Annotated in this window: 23 protein-coding genes; 11 read left to right on the top strand and 12 right to left on the bottom strand. The window is 67.2% G+C overall.

Going from position 1 to position 20,181, the window contains the following annotated elements:
- Window positions 1-103: 103 nt before the first annotated feature.
- Window positions 104-955 carry a bifunctional methylenetetrahydrofolate dehydrogenase/methenyltetrahydrofolate cyclohydrolase gene (locus tag ABIB25_RS09205; RefSeq protein ID WP_354528131.1) on the top strand — a complete coding sequence of 284 codons (852 nt, stop codon included), beginning with the start codon at window positions 104-106 and terminating at the stop codon, window positions 953-955.
- A 72-nt stretch (window positions 956-1,027) separates the two neighbouring features.
- Window positions 1,028-1,291, top strand: a complete 264-nt coding sequence (locus ABIB25_RS09210; RefSeq protein ID WP_354528132.1) for a DUF3017 domain-containing protein — start codon at window positions 1,028-1,030, stop codon at window positions 1,289-1,291.
- Between the two features lie 37 nt (window positions 1,292-1,328).
- On the opposite strand, the gene ABIB25_RS09215 is transcribed toward ABIB25_RS09210, so the two are convergent.
- From ABIB25_RS09215 to ABIB25_RS09235, 5 genes are all read right to left on the bottom strand, one after another.
- Window positions 1,329-2,054, bottom strand: a complete 726-nt coding sequence (locus ABIB25_RS09215) for a maleylpyruvate isomerase N-terminal domain-containing protein (RefSeq protein WP_354528133.1) — start codon at window positions 2,052-2,054, stop codon at window positions 1,329-1,331.
- 98 nt (window positions 2,055-2,152) lie between these two features.
- On the bottom strand, window positions 2,153-2,287 hold the full coding sequence (locus ABIB25_RS09220) for a hypothetical protein (RefSeq protein WP_354528134.1): 135 nt from the start codon (window positions 2,285-2,287) through the stop codon (window positions 2,153-2,155).
- A gap of 35 nt (window positions 2,288-2,322) precedes the next feature.
- Entirely contained in the window at window positions 2,323-3,102 is a 780-nt protein-coding gene (locus tag ABIB25_RS09225) for a winged helix-turn-helix domain-containing protein (RefSeq protein ID WP_354528135.1), read from the bottom strand.
- A gap of 26 nt (window positions 3,103-3,128) precedes the next feature.
- On the bottom strand, window positions 3,129-4,154 hold the full coding sequence (locus ABIB25_RS09230) for a pirin family protein (RefSeq protein ID WP_354528136.1): 1,026 nt from the start codon (window positions 4,152-4,154) through the stop codon (window positions 3,129-3,131).
- Between the two features lie 78 nt (window positions 4,155-4,232).
- Window positions 4,233-4,703 (bottom strand): MarR family winged helix-turn-helix transcriptional regulator, encoded by a 471-nt coding sequence (locus ABIB25_RS09235; RefSeq protein WP_354528137.1) that lies wholly within the window; start codon window positions 4,701-4,703, stop codon window positions 4,233-4,235.
- Between the two features lie 296 nt (window positions 4,704-4,999).
- Here ABIB25_RS09235 and ABIB25_RS09240 point away from each other — a divergent pair, with 296 nt between their 5' ends.
- A complete protein-coding gene (locus ABIB25_RS09240; protein WP_354528253.1) occupies window positions 5,000-6,217 on the top strand; it encodes an NADP-dependent isocitrate dehydrogenase in 1,218 nt (405 codons plus the stop codon).
- Between the two features lie 248 nt (window positions 6,218-6,465).
- On the opposite strand, the gene ABIB25_RS09245 is transcribed toward ABIB25_RS09240, so the two are convergent.
- On the bottom strand, window positions 6,466-8,070 hold the full coding sequence (locus ABIB25_RS09245) for an AMP-binding protein (protein ID WP_354528138.1): 1,605 nt from the start codon (window positions 8,068-8,070) through the stop codon (window positions 6,466-6,468).
- 241 nt (window positions 8,071-8,311) lie between these two features.
- Here ABIB25_RS09245 and ABIB25_RS09250 point away from each other — a divergent pair, with 241 nt between their 5' ends.
- On the top strand, window positions 8,312-8,629 hold the full coding sequence (locus ABIB25_RS09250) for an endonuclease/exonuclease/phosphatase family protein (protein WP_354528139.1): 318 nt from the start codon (window positions 8,312-8,314) through the stop codon (window positions 8,627-8,629).
- A gap of 114 nt (window positions 8,630-8,743) precedes the next feature.
- Here the strand turns inward: ABIB25_RS09250 and ABIB25_RS09255 are convergent, their stop codons facing one another.
- On the bottom strand, window positions 8,744-9,493 hold the full coding sequence (locus tag ABIB25_RS09255) for a glycine betaine ABC transporter substrate-binding protein (RefSeq protein WP_354528140.1): 750 nt from the start codon (window positions 9,491-9,493) through the stop codon (window positions 8,744-8,746).
- On the opposite strand from ABIB25_RS09255, the gene ABIB25_RS09260 reads away from it, so the two are divergent.
- From ABIB25_RS09260 to ABIB25_RS09285, 6 genes are all read left to right on the top strand, one after another.
- Window positions 9,492-9,791, top strand: a complete 300-nt coding sequence (locus ABIB25_RS09260; protein ID WP_354528141.1) for a hypothetical protein — start codon at window positions 9,492-9,494, stop codon at window positions 9,789-9,791. The two genes, ABIB25_RS09255 and ABIB25_RS09260, sit on opposite strands and share 2 nt — an antisense overlap.
- Before the next feature lie 376 nt (window positions 9,792-10,167).
- Complete coding sequence (locus ABIB25_RS09265) at window positions 10,168-11,460, top strand: hemolysin family protein (protein ID WP_354528142.1); 1,293 nt, start codon at window positions 10,168-10,170, stop codon at window positions 11,458-11,460.
- A 36-nt stretch (window positions 11,461-11,496) separates the two neighbouring features.
- Window positions 11,497-12,576 (top strand): tryptophan--tRNA ligase, encoded by a 1,080-nt coding sequence (gene trpS / locus ABIB25_RS09270; protein WP_502919772.1) that lies wholly within the window; start codon window positions 11,497-11,499, stop codon window positions 12,574-12,576.
- An 85-nt stretch (window positions 12,577-12,661) separates the two neighbouring features.
- Window positions 12,662-13,765, top strand: a complete 1,104-nt coding sequence (gene yhjD / locus ABIB25_RS09275; protein ID WP_354528143.1) for an inner membrane protein YhjD — start codon at window positions 12,662-12,664, stop codon at window positions 13,763-13,765.
- 88 nt (window positions 13,766-13,853) lie between these two features.
- Window positions 13,854-14,033, top strand: coding sequence for a hypothetical protein (locus ABIB25_RS09280; protein WP_354528144.1), 180 nt, complete (start codon window positions 13,854-13,856; stop codon window positions 14,031-14,033).
- A gap of 22 nt (window positions 14,034-14,055) precedes the next feature.
- The gene (locus tag ABIB25_RS09285) at window positions 14,056-14,694 is read left to right on the top strand and encodes a VOC family protein (RefSeq protein ID WP_354528145.1); all 639 of its coding nucleotides are present in this window, start codon (window positions 14,056-14,058) and stop codon (window positions 14,692-14,694) included.
- Here the strand turns inward: ABIB25_RS09285 and ABIB25_RS09290 are convergent.
- Genes ABIB25_RS09290 through sdhC form a run of 5 tightly spaced genes read right to left on the bottom strand, consistent with a single transcriptional unit; the run spans window position 14,676 to window position 18,486 of the window.
- Window positions 14,676-15,047 (bottom strand): hypothetical protein, encoded by a 372-nt coding sequence (locus ABIB25_RS09290; protein WP_354528146.1) that lies wholly within the window; start codon window positions 15,045-15,047, stop codon window positions 14,676-14,678. The two genes, ABIB25_RS09285 and ABIB25_RS09290, sit on opposite strands and share 19 nt — an antisense overlap.
- Window positions 15,047-15,835, bottom strand: coding sequence for a succinate dehydrogenase iron-sulfur subunit (locus ABIB25_RS09295; protein ID WP_354528147.1), 789 nt, complete (start codon window positions 15,833-15,835; stop codon window positions 15,047-15,049). The genes ABIB25_RS09290 and ABIB25_RS09295 overlap by 1 nt, the downstream gene beginning before the upstream one ends.
- Window positions 15,835-17,610 (bottom strand): succinate dehydrogenase flavoprotein subunit, encoded by a 1,776-nt coding sequence (gene sdhA, locus ABIB25_RS09300; RefSeq protein ID WP_354528148.1) that lies wholly within the window; start codon window positions 17,608-17,610, stop codon window positions 15,835-15,837. Before sdhA ends, ABIB25_RS09295 begins: the two co-directional genes overlap by 1 nt.
- A 13-nt stretch (window positions 17,611-17,623) precedes the next feature.
- Window positions 17,624-18,058: a succinate dehydrogenase hydrophobic membrane anchor subunit gene (locus ABIB25_RS09305; protein ID WP_502919773.1), complete on the bottom strand. Its 435-nt coding sequence runs from the start codon at window positions 18,056-18,058 to the stop codon at window positions 17,624-17,626.
- Window positions 18,055-18,486: a succinate dehydrogenase, cytochrome b556 subunit gene (sdhC, locus tag ABIB25_RS09310; RefSeq protein ID WP_354528149.1), complete on the bottom strand. Its 432-nt coding sequence runs from the start codon at window positions 18,484-18,486 to the stop codon at window positions 18,055-18,057. The genes ABIB25_RS09305 and sdhC overlap by 4 nt, the downstream gene beginning before the upstream one ends.
- Window positions 18,487-18,972: 486 nt before the next feature.
- On the opposite strand from sdhC, the gene ABIB25_RS09315 reads away from it, so the two are divergent.
- On the top strand, window positions 18,973-20,139 hold the full coding sequence (locus ABIB25_RS09315) for a BMP family lipoprotein (RefSeq protein ID WP_354528150.1): 1,167 nt from the start codon (window positions 18,973-18,975) through the stop codon (window positions 20,137-20,139).
- Window positions 20,140-20,181 lie beyond the last annotated feature (42 nt).

Raw genomic sequence — 20,181 nt, forward strand, 5'->3', positions numbered from 1 at the left:
CTCCCCATCGTCAGGACGACGTCGAGACCGTGGTTGATGCGGCCCGGGACTGACCCCGGTGCTGGGTCGTGGCCCCGTCGGTCGCGTGGCAGTATCAATCACCGTGACAGCGACGATCCTCGACGGCAAAGCCACGCTCGCAGCAGTGAAGGCCGAGCTCAAGGTGCGCATTGCCGCACTGGCGGCCAGGGGCGTCGTGCCGGGTCTTGGAACGGTGTTGGTCGGTGACGATCCCGCCAGCCACTGGTACGTCAACGCCAAGCACAAGGACTGCGCCGAGATCGGCATCAACAGCATCGCCCGCGAGCTGCCGACGGGCAGTTCGCTGGCCGACGTCCTGGCCGTCGTCGACGAGCTGAACGTGGATCCCGCCTGCACCGCTTTCCTGGTGCAGCAGCCGACCGGCCTCGACGAGTTCGCCATCCTGTCGCGGGTCGACCCCGGCAAGGACGTCGACGGTCTGCACCCCTTCAACCTCGGCTCGCTGGTACTCGGGCAGCCGGGTCCGCTGCCCTGCACGCCGATGGGCGCCATCGAACTGCTGCGCCGGTTCGACGTCCCGATTGCCGGCGCGCACGCCGTGGTCGTCGGCCGCGGTCTGACGGTCGGCCGTCCGCTGGGGCTGCTGCTGACCAGGCGGAGCGAGAATGCGACCGTCACCCTCTGCCACACCGGCACCCGTGATCTGGCTCAGTACGTCCGTCAGGCCGACATCGTGGTGGCCGCGGCCGGCGTGCCGAATCTGATCACCGCCGACATGGTCAAGCCCGGGGCTGCAGTGCTGGACGTCGGCGTCAGCCGGGTGGACGGCAAGATCGCCGGCGACGTCGCTGCGGACGTCGCGCAGGTGGCGGGGTTCGTGGCGCCAAACCCCGGCGGGGTGGGCCCGATGACGAGGGCCATGCTGCTGGCGAACGTGGTGTCCGCCGCCGAACGGCTGGCCGGCGGCGAGTGATCCTGGAGCGCAGCGACAGGCATCGCGGTCCGAGGTACTGCGGCGACAGGTGTTGCGGCGACAGGTGTTGCGGTGGCTGATCTTCGGCTGATCAGGGCGGTGCCGATCACGGTGGTGCTGGTGGTTGCTGCGGTCGGCCTGGTGTTCGTGGCCACCGGTCATTGGCGGCGGGGAGCGGCGGTGCTGGCCGCAGCCGCGGGTGTCGCCGCCGCGATCCGGCTGGTCACGCCCGATCGCGCAATCGGGCCGCTCGGGGTCCGCGGCCGGATGTTCGACGTCGTGTTCCTGGCGCTCCTCACGGTCCTGCTGACGGTGGCCACGACCGTCGGGTTCTGACCGCGCCGGTCCGGGCGGGGCTTCATGGAGATACGTGTCAGAGCAGGGGGAGTGCCTCGATCAGGGCCGGATCGAGCGCCGGGGTCGAGGCATCGCGGCCGGCGGCCAGGCGGATGAAGTCTGCGGCCGGCAACGCCGAGGCCGCCGTCAACGCGTCGATCGGGTGCTCGCTCCGCTGGGTGAGCAGTTCACGGAGGACTGAGAGCACTCTGCGCTGGGCCATCGGCAGCACCATCGGTCCCCTGCGGTCAGGCAGGGAGGCGGCCAGGTCGCCCGAGTGGACGACCAACTCGATCAGCCGGGTGTCCAGGAAGTGGGAGAGCAGGATCGGCCCGCGCCGGCTCGTCACCACCAGGTCGGAACCGCCCAGTCGATCCAGGTTCAGCTGCGCAGCGGCGTTGGACGCGTCGAGGGCATCGAGCAGATCCGACACCGTCGTCCGGGCCAGATCCTTTGCCATCTCCGCGATCTGATCCGCCGATCCGGTGTACCCGGACACATAGTCGGCGATCGTCATGGGGGGCGGTTCCTGGCGTCCCGGTTCCCCGGAATCGATGATCTCGCCGACGGGCGACCCGCCGGGCGACTCAGCCGTGGTGAGGCCGGCGATGCTCGACCCGGTGCCGACCAGATGCCCGATCAGGTCACCGACCGTCCACCCGGGCAGGTTGCTCGCGGTCCGGAGGTCGTCGTCGTCCAGCGTGCCGATCCAGACGCGGAGCACCTCGAACTGGGCCGCGTACGTCAGATCGGAACCGGACATGTCGTCCTTCCGTCGTGTGCTCGCCGGTGCCGTCTGCGGTGAACTCCGACGAGGCGTCGGCGTTGGGTAGAAGCTCCATCATGGATGAACGGCAGCGGTCAGTCGCGGGGACCGGCCGCACGGTTCCGTACGGTGATGCGGGAGCTGCGCCGGGTTTCGCGGCGGCGCAGCAGGCGTTCGGTCTGCTCCGCCTGGTGGCGCAGTTGGGTCCAGGGGTCAAGAGGCTGGGACATGGTGGTCTCCGATGCTTCGGGGCCGACGCGGAGCGTCAGCGTGTGGGCGGTGCCGGTGGGGTGGACGGTGTTGGCGGAGTGGGTGGTGTTGGCTCGGCATGACCGGGCATGACGTGCGGGAAGGCGAAAGCCGTGACGCTGACCGGAACTTCGTCGTCGAGATCCGCGCGCGACCGGCGGCGTTCGACGAAGGGACGGATGATCTCGTCGATGGCCCTGGTCATCTCCAGCAGCTCCGGGGCGGTCACGGCGATGGTCCAGGTCGAGTCGAACCAGGCGTCCTGCCACGCTTTCGGCGCGTCCGGCTCCCGGTCGATCCACTGTTCCAGGTTCTTCGTGGTGTGGGCGTGGAAGACCTGGGCCGCGGACTTGGCCGCCACTCTGGACTCGGCGTTGTCGTCGGGGTCGAAGGAGATCCCGCCGCGCACCACCTGCCAGAGACGTTGCCGTGCATCGGTTCCCGGAATTTCCTCGATGAGTCCGAACGAAGCCAGGGTGCGTAGGTGGAACGAGCAGTTGGACGGCGAGTCGTCCACCAGGGCCGCTGCCCGGGTGGCTGTCAGGGGGCCGTGTACCCGGAGGGCGGTGATCAGCGCGACGCGGAGGGGGTGGGCGAAGGCCCGAAGCCCCTTCGCATCTCGTAGGCGCACGCCGGCGCGATCCCAGATCCGGGTACCGGGCGGCAGCGCGACCGTCGAAGAGTCACCGGCATTCGGGACTCCCGCAGTGGCGTCATCCGCAGTGGCGTCATCCGCAGTGGCGTCATCCGCAGTGGCGTCATCCGGATTCGTCCCGGATGTACTCGATTCGGCCATAACCTGAAAGTACTCTCTCGAAAGAACTATTGCAAGAGACTTCTTTCAGAGTTGAGGGATCTCCGCTCGCAGGCGCCGGGAGAGGTGTGTGGCAGTCGCGCGGTCGGGATGACGCCGAGCCGGCCTGACTGGTAGTCCTCGAAGGCCTGGAGTAGCTCGGCTCTGGTGTTCATGACGAACGGCCCGTACATCGCCACCGGTTCCCGGATCGGGCGGCCGCCCAGGATCAGCAGCTCGACGCCTTTCGCATGACGGGCGTCCTGGTGGGCGTCGGCGGAGAACGTCAGGCTGTCGCCTGCGCCGAGTACGGCCAGCTGGCCGTCGCGAAGCGCGGTGTGGTCCGGCCCGACCGTCGCGTGACCACCGAGGTTGTAGACGAGAGCGTTGTAGTCCTCGGGCCACGGCATCGTCACAGCGGCACCGGGATGAACGGTGGCGTGGATCAGGGCGATCGGCGTGTAGGTGGACCCCGGTCCTTCGTGACCGTCGATCGCGCCCGCGATCAACCGGACCAGCACCCCGCCGTCGGCGCTGGTGAGCAGCCGGACCCGGCTCGAGGAGATGTCCTGGTAGCTGGGCTTGGCGAACTTGGAGTCGGCCGGCAGGTTGACCCAGAGCTGGAAGCCGTGGAACAGCCCACCGGACGCGACGAGCGCTGCCGGTGGGGTCTCGATGTGCAGGATCCCGGCACCGGCCGTCATCCACTGCGTGTCACCGCCGCCGATCAGGCCGCCGCCGCCCAGGGAATCGGAGTGCTGCATCTGGCCGTCGATCATGTAGGTGACCGTCTCGAAACCGCGGTGCGGGTGCCACGGCGTGCCCTTGGGCTCGCCCGGCGCGTACTCGACCTCGCCCATCTGATCCATGTGCAGGAACGGGTCCAGTTGCTCGACGGAGACCCCGGCGAATGCTCGGCGGACCGGGAAGCCCTCGCCCTCGAACCCCTTCGGCGCGGTGGTGATCGAGACCACCGGACGCGCGGTGGACGACGACGGGTCCGGCGGGGTGATCCGCGGCAGAGTGAGCAGGTCCAACACGGTCGTTGCGGGCATCGCATCCTCCTGGGGTTCAAGATCGATGCTACCCCTCGAAATCCATGCGTGTGCATGAAGATCTCGTATTCTCGCTGTTCAAACCCTGTCGCCGTCGTCAGTACAGGGCGGTACGGAGAGCCGGAGCATCGCCTTGGCAAGCATCGCTGCCTCCTCGTCCGAGAGTCGCTGGGCGAATTCGCGGTCGATGCCGGCCATGTGTACCTTCGCTGCCGACCGCAGGGCGGCCCGCCCGGACCTGGTCAACCTGACGATCACTCCGCGCCCGTCCTGGGGATCGGGGCGCCGTTCGACGAGTCCGGCGGCCTGCAGGCGTTCCACCTTGCGGGACAGGCCAGGCTGCGAGATGACGAGACGGTCGAGCAGGTCCCGGTGACGTAGTGCGCCGCCGGCCTCGGACAGCTGCACGAGCACGTCGTAGGTGTCGAGAGACACCTGGCCGGCGGCGTCCAGATCCTCGCCGAGCTTCTTGAGGATCTGCGAGTGGGCGTGCAGAAATCCCACCCACGCCGCCATCCGCTCGGGGTCGATCCTGTGTGGTCCGGTCAACGGCCCTCCTTGGCTGTGTGGCCATTCGTACCACTGGCGTCACGGATCGTGTCGGGTTGCTACGAGCGGCTGTGGACAACTGCGGTCGGTCGGTCGCTGGTCCATGGGGCCCTGCCAGCTTCCCCTCACTGGTGGTGCCGGTAGCGTCTGCTGTCGAGATGGACAGCGGTGCGAGCCGATAGCAGTACGCTTGTACTGCGAAGAAACCACAGCACCCGAGGTCGTGGTGCGCGGAGCGAGAGCGACAGGCCGGGGCGATGGCGTCCTGGCATTTTCACAAGGAGATGAAGAATTCAATGGCGAAGATCAAGGTGACCGGCAAGGTCGTCGAACTGGACGGCGACGAGATGACTCGGATCATCTGGCAGTTCATCAAGGACAAGCTGATCCTGCCGTACCTGGATGTCGACCTCGAGTACTACGACCTCTCGATCGAGAACCGTGACGCCACCGACGACCAGGTCACGGTCGACGCCGCGAACGCGATCAAGGAGCACGGCGTCGGAGTCAAGTGCGCCACCATCACGCCGGACGAGGCACGGGTCGAGGAGTTCGGGCTGAAGCAGATGTGGCGCTCGCCCAACGGCACCATCCGCAACATCCTGGGCGGTGTCATCTTCCGCGAGCCGATCATCATCTCCAACATCCCCCGGCTGGTGCCGGGCTGGACCAAGCCGATCATCGTCGGCCGCCACGCCTACGGCGACCAGTACCGCGCCACCGACTTCAGGTTCCCCAGCGCCGGCACCTTGAAGGTCATCTTCACCCCCGACGACGGGTCCGCCGTGATCGAGCGGGAGGTCTTCCAGGCGCCCAGCGCCGGCATCTCGCTGTCCATGTACAACCTGGACGACTCGATCCGCGACTTCGCCCGCGCCTCGCTGAACTACGGGCTGGCCCGCAACTACCCGGTCTACCTGTCGACGAAGAACACCATCCTGAAGGTGTACGACGGGCGCTTCAAGGACATCTTCCAGGAGGTGTTCGACGCCGAATTCTCCGACCGCTTCGCGGCCGCCGGTATCACCTACGAGCACCGCCTGATCGACGACATGGTCGCGGCCTCGCTGAAGTGGGAAGGCGGATATGTGTGGGCCTGCAAGAACTATGACGGCGACGTGCAGTCCGACACCGTGGCGCAGGGCTTCGGCTCGCTCGGTCTGATGACCTCGGTGCTGTTCACCCCGGACGGCGACGTCGTCGAGGCCGAGGCCGCCCACGGCACCGTGACCCGGCACTACCGCCAGCACCAGGCCGGCAAGCCGACGTCGACCAACCCGATCGCCTCGATCTACGCCTGGACCGGCGGGCTCAAGCACCGCGGCAAGCTGGACGGCACCCCCGAGGTCACGAAGTTCGCCGAGACCCTCGAGGACGTCATCATCAAAACCGTCGAGAGCGGCAAGATGACCAAGGATCTCGCCGGCCTGATCAGCCGCGAGCAGCCCTGGCTGACCACCGAGGACTTCCTCGCCGCCCTCGACGAGAACCTCTCGGCCCGTCTCTCCTCCTGACGGATTGATCTGCTGACGCCCCGGCCGCGCATACAGAATCGCCCGGCGCATACGGAACTGCCCGTCTCGGGGCGAAAAGGCCCCGAGACGGGCAGTTCTGTATGCGCGACGCGTGAGCATCGTGTGCGCCCGGGCGTTGCGCTCATCAACTTCGTCGGCGCTTATCAACGTCGCGGATTTGGGGCTGGTGGGACAGAAATCGACCACTTCATGAGCGCCGGCGAAGTTGATAAGCGCGGGGGTGGGGGTCAGGCCTTGACGGCGGCAGGGGCGCGGAGTTCGCGGCGCAGGATCTTGCCGGCCGAGGACTTCGGGATGACGGCGATGAATTCGACCTGACGCACCTTCTTGTGCGGCGCAACGTGTTCGGCGACGTAGGCCATCACGTCGGCCGCGGACAGCTCGGCACCGGCCTGCAGGACGATGAACGCCTTGGGGATCTCCTCCCCGTCCTCGTCGTTCACCCCGATGACGGCCGCGTCGGCGATCTTCGGGTGGGTCAGCAGCACGGCTTCCAGCTCGGCCGGCGGCACCTGGTAACCCTTGTACTTGATCAGTTCCTTGACCCGGTCGACGATGCTGACGAAGCCCTCGGAGGTCACCGTCGCGACGTCACCGGTGTGCAGGAAGCCGTCCGAGTCCAGCGTGATCGCGGTCGCCTCCGGGTTGGCCAGGTACCCGACCATGACGTTGGGGCCCTTGCACCACAGCTCGCCCGGCGCACTCACACCGGTGGCAGGGACGTCGATCTCCTCGCCGGTGGCCGGGTCCATGATCTTGCATTCCATGTTCGGCAACGTCACACCGACCGTGCCCAGCGGGATGTCGTCCCGATCCTCGGGAATGGTGTGGCTGACCGGCGACATCTCGCTCATCCCGTAGCCCTGCCGCACGATGCACCCGAGGCGAGCGGCGACGGCCTTGCCGAGTGACTCGTCCAGGGGCGCGGCACCGGAGAAGATGATCCGGATCGACGAGGTGTCGTACTGATCGACGATCGGATGCTTGGCCAGGGCCACCGCTATCGGCGGCGCGATGTACAGGTAGGTCGCCTTGAGCTCCGCGATGATCCGCAGGAACTCGGGCAGATCGAACTTCGGCATGGTGATGATCGGTGCTTTGTGGTGCAGCGCACCGTTCATCAGCACGTTCATCCCGTAGATGTGGAAGAACGGCAGCACGGCCAGAATGCGGTCATGGTGGCTCACTCCGATCACCGGACCGCCCTGGGCGATGTTGGCCACCAGGTTGCGGTGCGTCAGCATCACGCCCTTCGCGTTGCCGGTGGTGCCCGACGAGTACGGCAGCACCGCGAGGTGGGTGGCCGGGTCGAGGTCGAGCTCAGGGGGCGATGCGCCGGTGATCAACAACGAGCGCAGGCTGGTCCGGTCGGGCAGCACCTCGGCCGAACCGTCGATCAGGATGACGTTCTCGGCCGGCATCCCCACCGCGGCGGCGGCGGCATCGGCCTGCGGCAGGAACATCGAGAGGGTGAAGAGGTGGGTGGCCCTGGAATCGGAGAGCTGGGCCTCGATCTCGTGCGCTGTGTACAGCGAGTTGATCGTGGTGGCCGTCCCGCCAGACCGCATGATGCCGTGGAACACGGTGACGAACGCCGGGATGTTGGGGCAGAGGATTCCGGAGACCTCCCCGACACCAAGGCCTCTCGCGGTCAATCCGCCGGCCAGCGCCAGGATCTGGCCGGTCAGCTGGCGGTAGGTCGTGATCGCTCCGGTCGAACCGTCGATGAGCGCGGGCTCGTCGGCCACGGCGTCGTCGATGTCACCGAAGAGGTAGTCGAAGAGCAGGACGTCCGGGATGTCGACGTCGGGGTAGGGACTGCCGAAACTCATGGGTGACCTCCGAAGGGCTTCATTGACCTGAGGGTCCTGCGTGGTGCAGGGCGTGCTGTGAACAGGTGCTGCGAACGGGTGCTGTGACTCGTTCCACACCCTCACAATACGTGAACCGATCTTGATCGGTGGAGCGGCAGCGGCGCCGGGCCACCCGCCTCCGGCATGGCAGGATCTGCCACGGCCCACCGACCGTCGGAGCGCTGTCGACCAACCCGGATCGGATCCAGAAGTGCTGCGAGTGGCCGCTTTCAACGTCAACGGCATCAGGGCCGCGGTCCGCCGGGGCTTCGACTCGTGGTTGGCGGCGAGCAACGCCGATGTGGTGTGCCTCCAGGAGGTTCGGGCCCCGCTCGAGAAGATCCCGCCGGAGGCGTTCGCCGGATATCACCTCGCCTACCACGAGGGTGACCAACCCGGCCGGGCCGGCGTCGCGATCCTGTCGAGGTCCGAGCCGTCGGCCGTGCGGATGGGTCAGTACTCGGTGTCCGGAGGCATGCTACGACGAAAGTCCGTGTCCTACGCGGACGAACTGCGCCCGCTCGACGACATGGTCTGATCAGCTCCAGGACCCACGTCGGCCCTCGACGGACCTCACATCGGCCCTCGACGGACCTACATCGGCCCTGGACGGACCGCGGTGGACCCGGACGGACCGCGGTGGACCCGGACCTCAGCGCAGCCCGACGGAGGCCAGCCAGGCGTCGGCGACCTCGGTGAAGGTCCCCTCGCCGTTCGCCACCTTCTTCCGCAGGCCGCGCAGCGCGGCGACAGTCAGCTTGGCGGACACCGCGTTCAGGGTGGCCCTCATCGCCGGGGTGATCTTCTTGCCCCCGATCAACGGGATGAAGTTCTCCGTCAGGAACAGGTGCTGCGGATCGGTGAGCACCACGAACCTGTTGTCGTCGATCTGATACTGACTGGCCACCATCAGACCCACCGATGGACCCGCCTTGATCGCCGCAATCATCTTCGGCCCGGCGAAATCGGTGGTCTTCGTGGTGGGAAACGTGAGGCCGTAGTAGTTCGACAGCCCGTTGGTGAAGGCCTTGGCCGATTTGTCGTCCGTCAGCAGCAAGGTGAGCTCGGACAGATGGCCGGCCAGGTCGGTGATGGAGTGCAGCTTGTACTTCGCGGCGGTGGCGGCGCTGACGACCAGCTGGACGTCGTCCCTTGCGGGCGTCGATTGCAGCACGGTCAGTCCGGCGGGCAGCTTCGCGGCGATCGCCGCGTCGACGTCCGATTGCCTGACGGCATTGGCGTTGTCGTCGAGATAGTTGAGCAGGCCGCTGTTGTACGCCTGGACGATGTCGACCTGTCCGGCCTTCAGCGCAGCGACCTGTCCGGCGGTGTCGTCGATGGTGCGGATCCCGACCTTGACCCCCTTGCTCACCAGCGCCCGTGCCCAGAGGGTCGTCACCATGATGCTGACCGCGAATCCGTCGTCGGCGATCGTCACGGTCGGGCCGTTCGCGGTGGTCGGAATCGTCCGCGAGGGTGACGGGGTCGGCGATGTCGGGGACCTCGGGGTGAGGGACGTCTCCGGCGACGTGGTCGGCCGTCCAGGACTCGTCGAGTGGTCCTCGATGGTGCTCGTCGTCGACGGTCCGGACGAACCGGTCGATTCGTCCGTCGACGAGGTGTTCGAGTTCTCCGCCAGGGAGGAGGCCTGGACCGAAGCCACCGCCTCCGCATTGGGTTGCGCCGTGCCATCGACCTGACAGGCGGTGGCGAACAACGCCACGGACGTCAGCAGCCCGATCCCTGCGATCCACCTGCGCCAGCCGGTCAAAGAAGTCGCCCCGTTCCCCGTTGGCACGCCTGCGTCTGTTCGCGGCTGCTCATCTGATCGCCACCGGTCGGCCCCCCGACGCCGTGGTTTCCGCCCGGAGGAGACCTGCTGAAACCGTACGTCACGTCGGCTGGCGGGGTAAGGCGCCCGCAAGTCGGTGAGCGACCAGGTTCGGGCGACTAGAATCTGATAGGTGGGACTACTTCCGCCCGGCGCGTCCGGGCTGCCGCTTGCCGGTTCAGCCGGTCGAGCCGACTGATCGAGGCCGGCGGGCAATGGGTGTACTTCTCGAGGAGATAGGCCTGGTGGCCGTCTTCATCCTCATCGGCGGCTGCTTCAACGCCGCCGAGATCTCCATGATCTCCCTGCGCGAGAGCCAGGTCCGGCAGCTGGCCGCTACCCACGGGGCCCGCGGACGCCGGTTGGAACGGCTGGTCGCCGATCCCAACCGGTTCCTCGCCGCGGTCCAGATCGGTGTCACGGTAGCGACCATGCTCTCGTCCGCCTTCGGTGCCGCGACCGTCTCCGAGCGGGTGGCGAACTGGCTGCGCGGCCTCGGTGCCTCGGACGGCGCGGCCGGGCCGATCGCACTCATCGGCGTGACTTTGATCATCTCCTTCTTCTCGCTGGTCCTGGGCGAGCTGACTCCGAAACGCCTTGCTCTGCAACGCCGGGAGTCGATCGCCCTGTTCGCGGCGGCGCCGTTGTCCGTGCTGGCCAGGCTGTTCCGGCCGGCCGTGTGGCTGCTCGGTCGCTCGACCGACGTGATGGTCCGGCTGCTCGGCGGCGATCCGGGAGCGTCCGGCGACGAGATCAGCGCCGAGGAGCTCCAGTCCCTGGTGGCGGCCCACGAATCGCTGACCTCGGTGGAACGCAGGATGATCGCCGACGTGTTCGACGCCGAGGACACGCATGTGCGGGCCGTCATGGTGCCGCGGCCCGAGGTTGACTTCCTGTCTGCCTCGCTGACCATCTCCAGGGCCGCCCGGCTCGCACTGGCCCATCCGCATTCCCGGTTCCCGGTGATCGGCCGGGACGCCGACGAGGTGATCGGGGTGGTGCACATCCGCGAACTGCTCGTGCCGTCCCATCCGCTCGGCCGGGCGGCCACCGTCGCCGACATCGCGACCCCGGTCTCCGTCGTCCCAGGCACCAAGGGCGTGTTGGATGCACTCCACGAAATGCGCAGCGCCGGACAGCATCTCGCCGTGGTCGTCGACGAGTACGGCGGGACGGACGGCATCGTCACCCTCGAGGACCTGGTCGAGGAGATCGTCGGCGAGATGACGACCAACGAGCGCCGTTCCTCCGGCCCCGCACTCCCGGCGGCCAAGGCGGGTGAGGTCGACGGAATGCTCAACCTGGACGACTTCTTCGACGCCACCGGCCTGCAACTCCCGGCCGGTCCCTACAACACGGCCGCCGGATTCATGATGTCCAGGCTCGGGCGGCTGCCCGTCGAGACCGACGCCGTGACGGTGCACGGGCGCACCCTGACGGTGGCCTCGATGGATTCGCGGCGCATCGCCCGGATCGTCGTCGGCTCCGCCGCCCGGACGCAGCCCGCCGAGGAGTCGGGCGCCGACCTGCCGGTGTGAGCGACCACGCCGAGGCGAGATGGAAGGATCAGGGGCATGGTTGCACAGATTCCTACCGCTCCTGCCAGCCCGACCGAGAACCCGACGGCGTCGCTCCCCACCTCGGTCGTCCAGCCCGCCGGCGGGCCGCGGCCGCGGGTGCTGTCCGGGATCCAGCCCACCGCCGACTCGTTCCATGTTGGTAACTACCTCGGCGCGCTGAAGCAGTGGGTCGACCTGCAGGCCACGCACGAGACCTTCTACTCGATCGTCGACCTGCACGCCATCACCGTCGAGCACGATCCCGCCCTGCTTCGGGCCCGCACCAGGATCGCCGCCGCGCAGCTGCTGGCCCTCGGCATCGATCCAGAGCGCTCGACCCTGTTCGTCCAGTCGAAGGTGCCGGCCCACACCCAGCTGTCGTGGGTGCTCGAGTGCCTGACCGGGTTCGGCGAGGCCGGCCGGATGACGCAGTTCAAGGACAAGTCGGGCAAGGGCGGGGTCGACCGGACCAGCGTCGGCCTGTTCACCTACCCGATCCTGCAGGCCGCCGACATCCTGGCCTACCGCGCGGACGCGGTCCCGGTCGGCGAGGACCAGCGTCAGCACCTCGAGCTCACCCGGAACCTGGCCCAGCGCTTCAACTCCCGCTTCGGCGAGACGCTCACCGTGCCCGAGCCCTACATCCTCGAGGCCACAGCGAAGATCTACGACCTGACGGATCCCAGCGCCAAGATGAGCAAGTCGTCGCCGGGCGGCTCGCTCGACCTCCTCGCCGACGTCAAGGCGTCCGTCAAGAAGATCAAGTCGGCGGTCACCGACACCGAACGCGAGATCCGGTACGACGAGGAGGCGAAGCCGGGTGTCTCCAACCTGCTCTCCCTGCTGTCGGTGTTCACCGGGACGCCCATCCCGGCTCTGGAACTGTCCTACCAGGGCAAGGGTTACGGCGATCTGAAGGGCGATCTGGCGAACGTCTGGGCCGACTTCGTCACGCCGCTCCAGGTATCGGTGGCGGAGTACCTGAAAGATCCAGCCGCCCTGGACAAGATCCTGGCCGACGGCGCGCGCCGGGCGTCGGAAGTGGCGGCCGCGACGGTGGCCGACGTCTACGAGAAGGTCGGGTTCCTGTCCTGACGCTGGTTGATCGGGCTGTTCCGAGGGCACTGCTGCAGCGAGGTAACCGTCGATCTGGGAGGCACTCTTGGCGACCGCTGTAGACATGGACAAAAGGGACCCCGGCAAACAGACCAAGAACGGAGCCGGAACCAGGGACGCGCCGAAGGGCACCCTCTCGACCGTCCAGAAGGTGGTGCTGCGGGTCAAGGTCCTGCTGCGCCGGAAGGGTGTCAAGCATCTGGGGCGGGCCGGGCAGCGCTTCCTTGCGCGCCTCGGTCCGCAGTTCGCCGGAGCGATCACCTACTTCTCCTTCCTGGCCCTCGTGCCGATCCTGATGGTGTCGTTCTCGGTGGCCGGCTTCGTCCTCAACTCCAACCCTGATCTGCTCCAGCAGTTGCAGGAGCAGGTGACGAAGCAGATTCCCGGCGGACTAGCCAGCAGCATCTCGACATCGTTGGACTCCGCGGTCAAGGCGCGATTCAGCGTCGGCATCATCGGACTCGTGATCGCGCTGTACTCGGGCATCAGCTGGATGGGCAATGTCCGCGCTGCGGTGCAGGCCCAGTGGCGGCGGGACTTCGACGACGACCAGGAGATCGCCGGCGAGAGTCTGATCAAGAACCTGCTGCGCAACCTCGGCATGCTGGTCGGTCTCGGCCTGGCCCTGGTGCTGTCGATCGCGCTGTCCTCCATCGGCAACAGCCTGGCCGGCGTGATCCTGGATGCCCTGGGTCTGAGCGACGTGGGATGGCTGCACCCGCTGGTCGTCGTGGTGTCCCTGGTACTGGCGATCGCTGCCGACGTCCTGATCTTCCTCTGGGTCTACTCGGTCCTGCCGCCGAAGGACCTGAAGGCCCCGCGATCCGCTCTGCTGAGGGGAGCGGTCGCGGCTGCGGTCCTGTTCGAGGTGCTGAAGTTCCTGCTGACGAACGTCTTGGCGAGTCTGGTGTCCGGCGGCGCATCGGCCGCTGTGTTCGGCCCGATCATCGGCCTGCTCGCGTTCTTCAACCTGGCCGCAACCCTGGTGCTGTTCATCGCCGCCTGGATCGCCACCAGCGACAGCATGGCCGCTGCAACCGAGCCGGAGCCCGAAGAGGTGCCGGTACCCGCCGTCGTGGTTCGCGAGGTGGTGTCCAAGCCCCAGCTGGCCGGGATGCTCGGGGTCGGCGCGCTGCTCGGCTTCGGCTGGTCCCGCCGGCGCCGCTGACCCTGGTCCAGCCGGCGCCGCTGACCCTCGTGCGATACAGGATGGACTCGGGTGGCGCCGCCGCGGCACTGGGAGTTAGCTTCCAGACATGACGTCCTACCGGTTTCTCGACCCGATGGGCGACGTGGTCGGCGAGCGCGACTTCGCCGACCACGCCACTGCGCTGGAGTGGGCCAGGGACACCGAGGAACTGGACGAGGACATCCAGCGGGTCGAATTCCTCGGGGCCGAGGGCGACTGGCGTTGGACCGGGCCGGTCGAGGGCTGAGCAGGATCGATAGTCTTCATCCATGCCTGAAATCGAACCAAGGTTGGATCATCTCGTCTACGCCACACCGGATCTCGCGTCCACGGTGGCCCTTTTCCAGGAGGACACCGGCGTCTCGCCGGCGGCCGGCGGTCGGCACCTGGGGCGAGGGACGCGAAACTACCTCGTCGGGCTGGGTCCACGTCGATACCTGGAGATCATCGGTCCCGACCTGGAGAACCCCGTCGCTCCCGAGGTGGGGATCCCGTTCGGAATCCGGCAGCTGGTCGCCCCGGCTCTGGTGACCTGGGCCGTGCGGCCGGACGACATCGAGGTGGCGGCGGAGGCCTCGAAGAAAGCCGGGGCCGATTTCGGGCGAGCTCGCCCGATGAGCCGCAGGACGCCCGCCGGCGACCTCCTGACCTGGCGGCTGGCCAGCACGGTGCCGCTCCCGCTCGACGGTGTCGTCCCGTTCCTGATCGACTGGGGCACCACCCGGCACCCCGCGTCGGACGCGGGAATTCCACAGCTCGGCCTGCTCGAATTCGCCCTTACCCATCCGGAAACGGCTGCGGTGCAAGCAGTTCTCGACGCGCTGGACGTCAGGGTCGCACTGCGTCAGGGTGCCGTCGGCCTGCGCGCCGTACTGGAGACACCGAGGGGTCAGTTGGTGCTGGACTGACCCGGCTCGGGCACCGTGGCCCCGGGCGACGTGGGATCGGGCCTCGCATCGGCGGGCACCGGCGTCGTCGGCGCGATCACCGTCCCAGGTCCGTCATCATCTGCAGCGGAAGGTGCGCCGGTACCGGCGTTCTCGCGCCACCAGTCGACGTCGGCGCCGAGGCGCCGGACCGGGGGAGCAGGCGTGTCCTCGGTCGTCGACCTGCTGGCCCGACGGGAGACGTAGGCCCATCGGAAGGCAGCGATGATGATCGCCACCCCGACCAGGATCGAGATCGCACCGGATGCGCTGCCCGAGTCGGACGATGCGGCAGCGGACGTCAGCACCGCACCGGCCGAACTCGGAGCGAGCATCAGATCCGGCGGAACATCAAGGCGCGCTTGACTTCCTGGATCGCCTTGGTCACCTGGATACCACGGGGGCAGGCATCGGTGCAGTTGAAGGTGGTGCGGCAGCGCCACACCCCCTCGGAGTCGGACAGGATCTCCAGTCGCTCCTGCGACCCCTGGTCACGGGAATCGAAGATGAACCGGTGGGCCGCGACGATGGCGGCCGGGCCAACATAGGCGTCCTCGGACCAGTAGACCGGGCAGGACGTCGTGCAGCAGGCGCACAGGATGCACTTGGTGGTGTCGTCGAATCGGTCGCGGTCGGCCTGCGACTGGATCCACTCGCGGCTCGGCTCGTTGCCGTAGGTGATCAGGTAGGGCTTGACCGCACGGAACGCCTCGAAGAACGGCTCCATGTCGACGATCAGGTCCTTCTCGAGCGGAAGACCCTTGATTGGCTCGACGGTGACCTCGGTGTTCTTGGCGTCCATGATGTCCTTGACCAACACCTTGCACGCCAAGCGGTTACGACCGTTGATCCGGACTGCATCGGATCCGCAGACGCCGTGCGCGCACGACCGGCGGAACGACAACGAACCGTCGATGTAGCCCTTGATGTACTGCAGCAGGTTCAGAATTCGGTCGGTCGGCAACGCCGGAACCCGGTAGGACTCCTTGTGCGGGACGTCGTCGACCTCGGGGTTGTACCGCTGGATGTGCACCGTCACCATGATGGCGCCGTCCGGCACCGGAGGCAGTGGGGCAGGACCCTGCCCCGAGCCCGCGGTGTTGTTCTCGAGAGTGACGGTCATCAGTACTTGCGCTCCATGGGCTGGTATCGGGTCTGCACGACAGGCTTGTAGTCGAGCCGGATGTCGGTGCCTGAGAGACCCTCGTCCAAGGACGACGTCTTGTACGCCATCGTGTGCTTCATCCAGTTGGTGTCGTCCCGGGTCGGGTAGTCCTCGCGTGCGTGCCCGCCGCGAGACTCCTTGCGGTTCAGCGCACCGACCACCATCACCTCGGCGAGGTCGAGCAGGAAGCCCAGTTCGACGGCTTCGAGGAGGTCGGTGTTGTACCGCTTTCCCTTGTCGTGGACCGACACCTGCTGGTAGCGCTCCTTGAGTCCCTGGACGTCGTTGAGCGCCGTCTTCAGGGTCTCCTCGGTGCGGTAGACCGCCGCGTTGACGTCCATCGTCAGCTGCAGAGCGGTGCGGATGTCGGCAACCCGCTCGAAGCCGGTCGAGTTCATGAGGGTGGAGACCATGTTCTCGACGTAGAGCGAGGGCGAGGTGCCCTCCTCGGTGATGTCGTGGACGAATTCGGTCGAGTTCGCGTAGGCGGCCGCGGCGATGCCGGCGCGCTTGCCGAACACGTTGATGTCCAGAAGGGAGTTGGTCCCCAGCCGGTTCGAGCCGTGCACCGAGACGCAGGCGCACTCGCCCGCGGCGTACATACCGGGCACGACGTGGGTGTTGTCGCGCAACACCTCTCCGTGGACGTTGGTCGGGATCCCGCCCATCGCATAGTGCGCGGTCGGAAACACCGGAACCGGCTCGGTCACCGGATCGACTCCCAGGTAGGTGCGCGCGAACTCGGTGATGTCCGGCAGCTTGGTCTCCAGCACCTCGGCGCCGAGGTGGGTGCAGTCCAGGAGCACGTAGTCCTTGGCCGGCCCGGCGCCGCGACCTTCGAGCACCTCCAGCACCATCGATCTGGCCACGATGTCGCGGGGAGCGAGATCCTTGATGGTGGGCGCGTAGCGCTCCATGAACCGCTCGCCGGACGCGTTGCGCAGGATCGCGCCTTCGCCTCGGGCACCCTCGGTGAGCAGGATGCCAAGGCCCGCAAGGCCTGTCGGGTGGAACTGGTAGAACTCCATGTCCTCCAGCGGGAGGCCCTTGCGCAGCACGACACCCATGCCGTCACCGGTGAGGGTGTGTGCGTTGGACGTCGTCTTGAAAACCTTGCCGGCGCCGCCGGTCGCGAACACGACGGCTTTGGCGTGGAAGACGTGGATCTCGCCGGTGGCCAGTTCGTACGCGACCGCTCCGGTGCAGACCGGGCCGTCCTCCGTCTCGGTCATCATCACGTCGAGCACGTAGAACTCGTTGAAGAACTCGACACCCTGCTTGACGCAGTTCTGGTAGAGCGTCTGCAGGATCATGTGCCCGGTGCGGTCGGCCGCATAGCAGGCGCGGCGGACGGCGGCCTCGCCGTGGTTCCGGGTGTGACCGCCGAAGCGCCGCTGGTCGATGCGACCCTCGGGGGTGCGGTTGAACGGCAGGCCCATCTTCTCGAGGTCGAGGACCGCGTCGATGGCTTCCTTGCACATGATCTCGGCGGCGTCCTGGTCGACCAGGTAGTCACCGCCCTTGACGGTGTCGAAGGTGTGCCACTCCCAGTTGTCGTCCTCGACGTTCGCCAGGGCGGCGCACATGCCGCCCTGGGCGGCGCCGGTGTGCGACCGGGTGGGGTAGAGCTTGGTCAGGACGGCGGTCCTGGCGTGCTGGGTGGACTCGATGGCGGCCCGCATCCCGGCGCCACCGGCCCCGACGATGACCACGTCATAGCGATGGAACTGCATGGAATGCTCCCTATCAGCCGGTCATGGTCGGGTCGAAGGTGAAGATGACGAACGTTCCTACGCCCAGCGTCAGGAGGACGGACGCAGCCAACAGGACGGTCAGCCAGAATCGGGTGCCTTCCTTGCGGGAGTAGTCGTTGATGATGGTGCGAAGTCCGTTGGCGCCGTGGAGCTCGGCCAGCCACAGCATGGTGAGGTCCCAGATCTGCCAGAACGGTGAGGCCCAGCGGCCGGCGACGAAGCCCCAGTTGATCTTGTGCACCCCGCCGTCGAGCACATTCATGATCAGCAGGTGACCGAGCACCAGGACGACCAGCACGATGCCGGACATCCGCATGAACAGCCAGGAGTACATCTCGAAGTTGGAGCGACGGCCGGCGACCCGCTTCTTCGGGGCGCGCGGCGCCTCGATGCCGCGGGTGGCCGGCGGATCGTAGGCGGCGGTCACGAGGCGTTCCCGAACGTCTTGCGGATGGTGAACTCCAGCATGAAGTAGACGGCCGGGACCATGATGACGATCCAGGTGGCCACGACGATCCAGAGCATCTTCCGCTGGTGGCGGGGGCCCTTGGCCCAGAAGTCGACCAGCATGATGCGGATGCCATTGAGCGAGTGGTAGAGCACCGCTCCGACGAGGCCGACCTCGAGGAGGTTGACGAGCGGGTTCTTGTAGGTCGCGATGACCTTGTTGTACGAGTCGGGGCTGACCCGCACCAGCGCGGTGTCCAGCACGTGCGCGAAGAGGAAGAAGAAGGTGAGCACGCCGGTGATGCGGTGCGCGACCCAGGACCACATGCCTTCGGCGCCCTTGTAGACGGAGCCTCGGCGCGGCTTGGGAATGCCTCCCCCTGGCCGGAGGACGGTGGATGAGGACATGTGGTGGGTGACCTCCAAGGGTGTCGCTCCGCCGCCGGGTCTCGCCGTCGACGGCAGTGTCGGGTCAAGGCTGGGTCGAGCAGGGTCGAGGATCGGTCGAGCAGGGTGGAATTTCGAACATAGCGGCTAGAGCGATGCTAACCCCGGCTTCACGCGGCCAGCGACTGGTCGCGATGTGACCCTGTTGACACACGATGTTCATCGTTGGGCGGGTTCGGGGGGTTTGAATTCCGACAAGACCCGTTCGAACAGGCCTTTCGGCGACCTTGAAGATGATCTTGCCGCACAGTCTCGGGCCCAGGCGCCGGTGCGCAACAGGATTTTCTGCTGCGAACCCGTTTGGAGCACGATTCGATCACGGAGCCCCTCGGGGGCTCGCGGGTCAGCAGGCTCACCGGTACCGTCCGACCGGATACACCGTCGGAGCTGACGCATCGATGCAGCGCGTCCTCGACCGAGGCGTGCAGGAGAGGAAAAGGAGAACACGTGCTTCGCGCTCGTAACCTGTCACTGATTGCCGGGGTGGCCACAGCTGCTCTGGTGCTCACCGCATGCGGATCCAGCAGCACCACCGCTACCGCCCCCACCTCGTCCTCGACCAGCTCCAGCGCATCGGTCGCCGCCTCGGCGCCCGCCTCGTCCAGCCCGGCCACCTCCGGCGCGGCGGATCCTTTCGGCGCCATCACGGGTGACCCGTCGACGGTCAAGCTCGGCATGGCCTACGACGGTCCGAAGGGCGATCAGTCGTTCACCGACTCAGCCGCCCGCGGCGTCACCGCAGCCACCGGCAAGGGCGTCAAGCTCGTTGCCGAGCTGGCCGCCACCGTCGGCGAGCCCGACCAGAAGAAGGTGGATCGGCTGAGCCAGCTGGTCGACCAGGGTGCCAACACCATCATCGCCGTCGGCTTCGACTACGCGACCGCCATGGGCACCGTCGCCGCCGCGAACCCCAACGTCCACTTCGCGATCGTCGACGACGCCTCGCTGTCCGACCCGACCCGCAAGGGTGGTGCGCTCAAGAACGTCGCGTCCCTGACGTTCGCCGCCGAGCAGAGCTCCTACCTCGTCGGTGTCGCCGCCGCCCTGAAGTCCAAGACCGCTCACGTCGGTTTCATCGGTGGCGTCAACACCCCGCTGATCAACACCTTCCAGGCCGGTTTCGACGCCGGAGCGAAGGCGGCGAACGCGTCGATCAAGATCGACAACAAGAACATCACCGAGCCGCCGGACTTCAGTGGCTTCAACGCCCCTGACAAGGGCCAGACCATCGCCAAGGGCATGTACGACGGCGGGGCCGACGTGGTCTACTCCGCCGCGGGCGGCTCGGGCAACGGCGTCTTCAAGGCGGCGCAGACGGCAAGCAAGTTCGCCATCGGTGTCGACTCCGACCAGTACAAGCTGCCGACCCTGGCCTCCGTGAAGAGCGTCATCATCTCCTCGGCCGTCAAGAACGTCGACGTCGCGGTCTACAACATGATCGCGTCCGTCGCCGCGGGCAAGCCGTTGACGGGCGTGCAGACCTACGACCTGAAGAACGGTGGCGTCGGGATCTCCTACTCCGGTGGGGCGATCGACGAGTTCAAGACCAAGATCGACGACTACCAGGCCAAGATCATCGCCGGCACCATCAAGGTGCCGACGACGCTCAGCTGATCTGAGAAACCGGTAGTTCATCGTCAGGGTTCGGCGATGTCG

This window comes from Nakamurella sp. UYEF19 (assembly GCF_040546275.1).
Classification (GTDB): Bacteria; Actinomycetota; Actinomycetes; order Mycobacteriales; family Nakamurellaceae; genus Nakamurella.

Excerpts from the sequence above, each read along its gene's own strand:
- ABIB25_RS09215 (WP_354528133.1), bottom strand. The coding sequence starts at position 2,054 with ATGTCCGGTTCCGATCTGACGTACGCGGCCCAGTTCGAGGTGCTCCGC.
- ABIB25_RS09220 (WP_354528134.1), bottom strand. The coding sequence starts at position 2,287 with ATGTCCCAGCCTCTTGACCCCTGGACCCAACTGCGCCACCAGGCGGAG.
- ABIB25_RS09225 (WP_354528135.1), bottom strand. The coding sequence starts at position 3,102 with ATGGCCGAATCGAGTACATCCGGGACGAATCCGGATGACGCCACTGCG.
- ABIB25_RS09230 (WP_354528136.1), bottom strand. The coding sequence starts at position 4,154 with ATGCCCGCAACGACCGTGTTGGACCTGCTCACTCTGCCGCGGATCACC.
- ABIB25_RS09240 (WP_354528253.1), top strand. The coding sequence starts at position 5,000 with ATGGCGAAGATCAAGGTGACCGGCAAGGTCGTCGAACTGGACGGCGAC.
- ABIB25_RS09245 (WP_354528138.1), bottom strand. The coding sequence starts at position 8,070 with ATGAGTTTCGGCAGTCCCTACCCCGACGTCGACATCCCGGACGTCCTG.
- ABIB25_RS09260 (WP_354528141.1), top strand. The coding sequence starts at position 9,492 with ATGATGCTGACCGCGAATCCGTCGTCGGCGATCGTCACGGTCGGGCCG.
- ABIB25_RS09255 (WP_354528140.1), bottom strand. The coding sequence starts at position 9,493 with ATGGTGACGACCCTCTGGGCACGGGCGCTGGTGAGCAAGGGGGTCAAG.
- trpS (WP_502919772.1), top strand. The coding sequence starts at position 11,497 with ATGGTTGCACAGATTCCTACCGCTCCTGCCAGCCCGACCGAGAACCCG.
- yhjD (WP_354528143.1), top strand. The coding sequence starts at position 12,662 with ATGGACAAAAGGGACCCCGGCAAACAGACCAAGAACGGAGCCGGAACC.
- ABIB25_RS09280 (WP_354528144.1), top strand. The coding sequence starts at position 13,854 with ATGACGTCCTACCGGTTTCTCGACCCGATGGGCGACGTGGTCGGCGAG.
- ABIB25_RS09285 (WP_354528145.1), top strand. The coding sequence starts at position 14,056 with ATGCCTGAAATCGAACCAAGGTTGGATCATCTCGTCTACGCCACACCG.
- ABIB25_RS09290 (WP_354528146.1), bottom strand. The coding sequence starts at position 15,047 with ATGCTCGCTCCGAGTTCGGCCGGTGCGGTGCTGACGTCCGCTGCCGCA.
- ABIB25_RS09295 (WP_354528147.1), bottom strand. The coding sequence starts at position 15,835 with ATGACCGTCACTCTCGAGAACAACACCGCGGGCTCGGGGCAGGGTCCT.
- sdhA (WP_354528148.1), bottom strand. The coding sequence starts at position 17,610 with ATGCAGTTCCATCGCTATGACGTGGTCATCGTCGGGGCCGGTGGCGCC.
- sdhC (WP_354528149.1), bottom strand. The coding sequence starts at position 18,486 with ATGTCCTCATCCACCGTCCTCCGGCCAGGGGGAGGCATTCCCAAGCCG.